This is a genomic window from Persicitalea sp., from assembly GCF_041751555.1.
GTDB lineage: Bacteria > Bacteroidota > Bacteroidia > Cytophagales > Spirosomataceae > Persicitalea.
This window is the reverse complement of the sequence record NZ_JBGSXF010000665.1, coordinates 1-6349: the sequence shown is the minus strand read 5'-3', so window position 1 is coordinate 6349 and position 6349 is coordinate 1. Positions and strand designations below refer to the sequence as shown.

Sequence of the window (6349 nt, the reverse complement as noted above, 5' to 3'; positions counted from 1 at the left end):
ATTGGCGACTCATTGCCGAGGTGGTCATGAATCGGATGCATTTTCCAGTGGCCCGGCTGGTTTTTTGGGTTTTCGTGCCAGGCAGCGGCTTTGCCTGGCCAATCGATGCGAATCAAATCCACCCAGCCATCCTGGTTCACGTCCATCGCAAAATCCAGAAATGAATCGCTGTAGCCTTCCATTTTTTTGAATTCCTTGGGCGCGGCCAGTTCGTGTGGCGTCCAGTTCGGCGCCTCGAACCAGTAGGCACCAGCCATGACGTCTTTCTTGCCATCGTGATTGACATCGCCCGCCGCTGCACCCTCGGCGATGAAGTCGCGTGAGAGGGTTTGTTTCGTGAAGGAAACTGAGTGCGACTTTTTGGGTTTGGTCTGGGCGCAGGCACTTGAACCAAATATCAGGAGTAGGAGCGAGTAGGCCAGTAAAGAATTATCGAAAATCTTCATCTTGTGTTCGAGGATTAATTTCTCTAATAACCCAAAATCTACGGACTTATACTGATCTAAGCGCTCTGAAATAGTACTCAATGGTGGCCTATTTTTTTCGAATGTCCCCCTTTTCGTCTTCCTTGCCCTCATCCACCGTCAGCCTTACTAATTCAATGCGCGTGTCTTGCATGGAAATGACTTTGAAAGTGTAAGGGACAAACTGGATGATGTCGTTCACCTTGGGCAGATCGCCGTGAACGTGGATGAGCAGTCCTGCCAACGTGTCATAATCGCCCTCCGGGAAGTCCCACCCGTACTTATCGTTTAGATATTCCACTTCGTGGCGGGCGCTCAATATGAGCGTGTTTTCATCTATCTTGCGTTCAGTCCAGTCTTCAGTGGAGTCATATTCGTCCTGTATTTCACCAAAAATCTGCTCCACAACATCCTCCACGCTCACGAGCCCCGACGTGCCGCCAAATTCATCAACCACCAGGGCCAGGCTTTTCCGTACTTCCAAAAATCGTAACATCAGGTCGCTGGCGGACATGGCTTCCGGGACGATGAGCATGGGCGTGACGATAGTCGAAATTTCCTTAGGCTTGCGAAAAAGGGCCAGCGAGTGGCAGTAACCTACCACATCGTCGATGGAGTCGCGATACACTACGATTTTGGAGTGTCCGCTGCTAATGAACGCCTGGCGAAGATCCTCGATTTCGTCTTCGAGCGCTACGGCCGTGATTTCGGTGCGGGGAATCATGCAATCACGAATACGGACATCCTTAAAATCGAGGGCGTTGATAAACATCTTTTCCTCTTTTCGATGATCCTCGAAATCAGCATCGTCCGCTGCCACCGCTTCGTCACGTACATAGTTGGAAAGATTTATTGCCAGCGATGAAGTCTCTCCATTGTTTTGTCTTCTTATAACAGGCTCGATAAACCAATAAACGGGCGTCAGCATCCATTCGGCGAAGCGAACGGGAAACGCCCGAATGGTAGCGATTTTTGGAAAAGCCCGGCCTAGCCGTAGCCATAGTACATACGTCACCATCCAAGCCAATGCTGCCACCATAAACAGGGCCAGCCAATACAGCCAACCGGGCCATTCAAGAAGCCGGGGCAGAAGAATATAGGCAGTAGCTATTAAAAAAAAGCACCCTATTGCGACAAGGGTCAGACGGCTCATGCGCAACATTCGTCGCCAGTAGGCCACGCGATGAATGCTCTCCTCTTCGGAGGCACCCTCGTAGTGGGAGGCTCGCAGCCAGTCGAGCGGCGCATCGAGCAGGATGGCCCGCACCGCGCCGAAGTAGCCCGCCAACAGGAAAAACAGTGCGGTAAGTACCGGGTAGAGAACGGTCATTTCTTTTTCTTGCGTTTGGTGGGCCGAAGGCTGGTTTGTCTGGACTGAGCCGGGGTCGACTGCTTTTTCGGAGCCTCGGGCTGCGTCCGCAGTCGGTAGTATTGGTGGGCCAGAAGCAAAGTCAAACTCAGCATAAGCAGCCAATAACTATTTCCCAAATCAGTCCGTAAAACTTCCATGATCCAGAGCAGGAAGCACCCTAAAGCAGCGGCAAGTAAAAGGGACTTTATAAGTTTTGGGGACATTTTTTAAAAAAAACTGGACAGTCGATAACGGAGAACCTCTAATAATTCAGCTACTGAATCCGAAAATCCTGATGTTGTCAAAGGTAACGAGAGTAGTTTAAAAATGCTTGCCAATGCTTGAAAACCGCGCCACGATCGCTTTATGGTTCGGCGGTTTACTCGAAAAATCTCTAACTTGCGTAATCAGAATGCCTTCTATGATTCATTTTAATAATTCTCCTAAATTTTTTCTTCAAATAATCCTGAAAACTAACTATGAACGATACAGCAACCCGCTTTCAGCCCGGCGTCGTGACCGGCGAGGGCGTTAGTGAAATTTTCCGACATGCCAATGAAAATGACTACGCCCTACCCGCCGTCAATGTGGTCGGTACCAATTCAATAAATGCCGTGCTGGAAACGGCTAAGGCGGTCAACAGTCCTGTGATGATTCAGTTCAGCAATGGCGGTTCCGTCTTTTACGCGGGAAAGAGCTTGTCGAACGACGGCCAGAAAGCCGCCATCGCCGGAGGCATTTCGGGCGCAATGCACGTTCACCAAATGGCTGGTCATTATGGAGTGCCCGTGATCCTGCACACCGACCACTGTGCTAAGAAACTCCTTCCCTGGATCGATGGTTTGCTCGACGCCGGAGAAAAGTACTTCGAGCAGCACGGCGTACCACTTTACAGTTCACACATGCTGGACTTATCGGAAGAACCCCTCGAAGAAAATATTGAAACCTGCGCCAGGTACTTCGAGCGCATGGCCAAAATGGGCATGACGATAGAAATCGAATTGGGCGTTACGGGTGGCGAGGAAGACGGCGTTGACAACACCGACATAGATAGTTCGAAGCTTTATACTCAGCCCGAAGAGGTAGCCTACGCCTACGAGGAATTGAACAAAATTTCGCCCAATTTTACCATTGCAGCAGCCTTTGGTAACGTGCATGGCGTCTACAAGCCCGGAAATGTAAAATTGGAGCCAAAAATCTTGAAAAATTCGCAAGAGTTTATTCAAAAGAAATTTAATACCGGGACACTGCCCGTCAACTTCGTATTCCACGGTGGTTCAGGATCAGCCCGCGAAGAAATCCGAGAGGCCATCGAATATGGCGCGGTTAAGATGAACATCGACACCGACATGCAGTGGGCGACTTGGGAAGGTATCCTGAAATACTACCGCAAATCGGAGCATTATCTACAAACCCAACTCGGCAACCCTGATGGTGAAGGCTCACCGAACAAAAAATACTACGACCCACGCGTATGGCTCCGGAAAGGTGAAGAAAGTATGGTAGAGCGCCTGAAAGTAGCGTTTGAAGATTTGAATTGTATGAATCGGCTGGCTTGATTATGACGGGGCCACCCGTGCGGTGATGAATTATAAGTGATGAATGGGCTGGCGCAGCAGTAATGAGCGCATAATAATTCATCACTTATAATTCATCATTCTCTTCTATTGGCATTTTGTGTAGTTGTTTTCAGCGCCAAAAAATGTCAAAACAAGTTGATCATCAGAGATAGTTTGTAGACCAAATGTGCGGGTTCCCTGGTTGTTGCCGCCTACCTGCATGATTTCGATCGTTTTTTCATCTTGTGAAAGCGTCCAACGGCCTGTTTCAATCTTGCCTTCAAACCGCTCCTGCACGGCACCGTCACTATTGAAATTCAGGTCATTGAGCAACTTTTTGTCGTGGCACCACCATTTGGCCGTTAGTAAAGTTCTGGTGTCGGGGCCGACGTCCTTCTGCTTGCAGGAAAACATGAACGCCAGTCCGAAGAGAAGCATCCAACTAGTAAGGGCCTTTGTTTTCATGGGCTTTGCTTTTTTAAAAAAGGGATGTTTTTTTACAAAAAAACGAAACATCGTTCCGAAAGGTATAATCACTACCCCAATTTCTCGGTCCATCAAGTCATTTCTGCCGCCGCTGCTTCGGGTACTTCGGTCGGTTTCTTGCCCCAGAAACTGGCGAGAATCGACCCCGTAATGTTCATGATCGGTCCAAATAGTGCGGGGGCCAAACCTACCGTAGCCACCTTACCCATTTGCAGGGCTAGTCCCGATGCTAGGCCACCATTCTGCAAGCCCACTTCCAGCGACACCGTCCGGCAGTCCTGCTCGGGTAGGCGCATCAGTTTTGCCATGCCATAACCCAGCGCATAACCCAGCAGGTTATGCGTGAGCGTACAAACTACCAATGCGACGCCAATCGTAAGTAAACTCTCGCGTCCGGCAGCGGTGATGATACAGATGATGAGAGCAATGCCGATCATAGAAACCAGCGGCATGTAGCGGTTAAGCCATTCGGCCTGCTTGCGTAAAATGTAGTTGACAAGCAGCCCCAGCCCGATAGGCAGGATGATCATTTTCAAAATATCAACCATCATTTTCAGAAAATCGACCTCTACCATAGTCCCGGCCAGCCACTTCATCAGGGCGGGCGTAAGAAGCGGCGCGAGTAAAGTTGCCACGGCGGTGATGGTAAGTGAGAGCGCAACATTGGCCTTGGCGATATAGGCCATCACATTGGAAGCCAGGCCGCTGGGTGAACTACCTACCAAGATAACCCCGGCTGCTACCTCGGGCGGAAAGTCGAAACTGGTGCCCAGCGTATAACCCACAATTGGCATGATAGAAAACTGACACAAAATGCCAATGAAAACCGAACGGGGATTCTTGACGACGCCCTCGAAGTCTTTCAGCCCCATTGTCGTCCCCATGCCGAACATGATAATCATCAAGAGCGGGACGATCAGGTTCTTCAATTCAAAGCCCGCAATGACCGTAAAAGGTTCGGGAAAAATCATCGCCAACGTGGCGGCGGCGATGATGGAGAGGGTGTAAAGGTAGGATTTCATCTTTTTTCGTTCAGTTCGAACCGCATCGGCGGTTCGAGGATTTGGCAGAAAAAGAAAGGTGGTTGGTCAAACTACTGCTGCGCCAAAAGAAACAATACCGCCATCCGTACGGCCACGCCGTTTTCTACTTGATTTAGAATAATGGAATGCGCCGAGTCAGCGGCGTCGGAAGAAAGCTCAACGCCGCGGTTGATGGGGCCGGGATGCATCAAAACGATCTCGCGGTCAAGCTCGTCGAGCATGGCTTTGTCGATGCCGAAATAGAGTGAGTACTCACGCAGGGAAGGAAAGTACCGAATCTGCTGTCGTTCAAGCTGAATGCGCAATACATTGGCCACGTCGCACCACCGGAGTGCGGCCCGTACATCATGGCCGACTTTCACACCCAGTTCGGGCAGGTACTTTGGGATGAGCGTTGTCGGTCCGCAGACCATCACCTCAGCCCCTAGTTTTTGCAAACAAAAAATATTGGAAAGCGCCACGCGAGAATGCAGAATGTCGCCGATGATGGCAATTTTCCGGCCGCGCAAATCGCCTAGTTTTTCGCGCATCGAAAAGGCATCGAGCAGGGCCTGCGTGGGGTGTTCGTGAGTACCGTCACCCGCGTTGACGACGTTGGCCGGAATGCGGGTAGAAAGGTAGTGCGCCGCACCCGGACTGCTATGGCGCATCACGATCATGTCCACCTTCATGGCCAGGATGTTGTTGACCGTATCCAGCAGCGTCTCGCCCTTGGTGACTGAACTACCCGAAGCCGAAAAATTTACGACATCGGCCGAAAGGCGTTTTTCAGCGAGTTCAAAGGAAAGGCGGGTGCGGGTGGAGTTCTCGAAAAAGACGTTGGCAATAGTAATGTCGCGAAGGGAGGGTACTTTCTTGATCGGGCGGTTGATGACTTCCTTGAACTGCGTCGCGGTATCTAAAATCGTGTGAATATCCGCCTCATTCAGATTCTTGATGCCTAACAAATGCCGAACCGAGAGTTGTGCCATCGTCTTTTTGTGAGAAAGTTTGGCAAAGATAAGGGTTTCGGTTTTAAAAGGCACAAAGGCACAAAGGCACAAAGAAAATTTGGGCTTTCTAACTTGACTACCCTTCCTTTATCAGAAACTTTGTGCCTTTGGAACTCTGCCCGGCAGCGGCCGACCGTCTTTGTGCCTCTTCCCCTTTTCCCCTTCCCTTCAAAGCCGCCACCCAAAGTGAAAACCCATTGAAAAGCTTGGGCTGGGTTCGTATCGACCAGGGCGATCAGTGCGGAAAGTCAGGAAGTCACCTCCGCCACCGCCATTGAAAGAGGTATCATTCGGCAAGCCCAAGTACTTGACGTTAAGGGCGCGGATGCCGCCGCCTACGTAAGTGTCCATCGACATGCGCTCACCAATGGGAAATTGCCAGCCCCATTTTATGTGAAATGCGTTGACAAATCGGCCCAAATGTGTTTCGCGATTCTCGAAATAGGCACAGGGG

7 protein-coding genes and 1 pseudogene are annotated in these 6349 nt (G+C 50.4%); 1 reads left to right on the top strand and 7 read right to left on the bottom strand.

The window, feature by feature from the left end:
• The 3 genes and pseudogenes from ACEW8P_RS23480 to ACEW8P_RS23470 all read right to left on the bottom strand — a co-directional run.
• Positions 1 to 527 (bottom strand): annotated as a pseudogene (locus ACEW8P_RS23480) (hypothetical protein); the annotation flags it as partial.
• A 7-nt stretch (positions 528 to 534) separates the two neighbouring features.
• Entirely contained in the window at positions 535 to 1794 is a 1260-nt protein-coding gene (locus tag ACEW8P_RS23475) for a hemolysin family protein (protein WP_373515499.1), read from the bottom strand.
• Positions 1791 to 2039, bottom strand: coding sequence for a hypothetical protein (locus ACEW8P_RS23470; RefSeq protein WP_373515498.1), 249 nt, complete (start codon positions 2037 to 2039; stop codon positions 1791 to 1793). Before ACEW8P_RS23470 ends, ACEW8P_RS23475 begins: the two co-directional genes overlap by 4 nt.
• A 255-nt stretch (positions 2040 to 2294) precedes the next feature.
• Here ACEW8P_RS23470 and fbaA point away from each other — a divergent pair, with 255 nt between their 5' ends.
• On the top strand, positions 2295 to 3374 hold the full coding sequence (fbaA, locus tag ACEW8P_RS23465; RefSeq protein ID WP_373515497.1) for a class II fructose-bisphosphate aldolase: 1080 nt from the start codon (positions 2295 to 2297) through the stop codon (positions 3372 to 3374).
• 105 nt (positions 3375 to 3479) lie between these two features.
• On the opposite strand, the gene ACEW8P_RS23460 is transcribed toward fbaA, so the two are convergent.
• The 4 genes from ACEW8P_RS23460 to ACEW8P_RS23445 all read right to left on the bottom strand — a co-directional run.
• The gene (locus tag ACEW8P_RS23460) at positions 3480 to 3839 is read right to left on the bottom strand and encodes a hypothetical protein (RefSeq protein WP_373515496.1); all 360 of its coding nucleotides are present in this window, start codon (positions 3837 to 3839) and stop codon (positions 3480 to 3482) included.
• A gap of 92 nt (positions 3840 to 3931) precedes the next feature.
• The gene (locus tag ACEW8P_RS23455) at positions 3932 to 4882 is read right to left on the bottom strand and encodes a bile acid:sodium symporter family protein (protein ID WP_373515495.1); all 951 of its coding nucleotides are present in this window, start codon (positions 4880 to 4882) and stop codon (positions 3932 to 3934) included.
• A 71-nt stretch (positions 4883 to 4953) separates the two neighbouring features.
• Positions 4954 to 5874, bottom strand: coding sequence for an aspartate carbamoyltransferase catalytic subunit (locus ACEW8P_RS23450; protein ID WP_373515494.1), 921 nt, complete (start codon positions 5872 to 5874; stop codon positions 4954 to 4956).
• Positions 5875 to 6063: 189 nt separating this feature from the next.
• On the bottom strand, positions 6064 to 6349 hold a 286-nt coding region (locus tag ACEW8P_RS23445), incomplete at its 5' end, for a hypothetical protein (protein ID WP_373515493.1).

Coding starts and splice junctions, on each gene's coding strand:
- ACEW8P_RS23475 (WP_373515499.1), bottom strand. CDS start 1,794: ATGACCGTTCTCTACCCGGTACTTACCGCACTGTTTTTCCTGTTGGCG.
- ACEW8P_RS23470 (WP_373515498.1), bottom strand. CDS start 2,039: ATGTCCCCAAAACTTATAAAGTCCCTTTTACTTGCCGCTGCTTTAGGG.
- fbaA (WP_373515497.1), top strand. CDS start 2,295: ATGAACGATACAGCAACCCGCTTTCAGCCCGGCGTCGTGACCGGCGAG.
- ACEW8P_RS23460 (WP_373515496.1), bottom strand. CDS start 3,839: ATGAAAACAAAGGCCCTTACTAGTTGGATGCTTCTCTTCGGACTGGCG.
- ACEW8P_RS23455 (WP_373515495.1), bottom strand. CDS start 4,882: ATGAAATCCTACCTTTACACCCTCTCCATCATCGCCGCCGCCACGTTG.
- ACEW8P_RS23450 (WP_373515494.1), bottom strand. CDS start 5,874: ATGGCACAACTCTCGGTTCGGCATTTGTTAGGCATCAAGAATCTGAAT.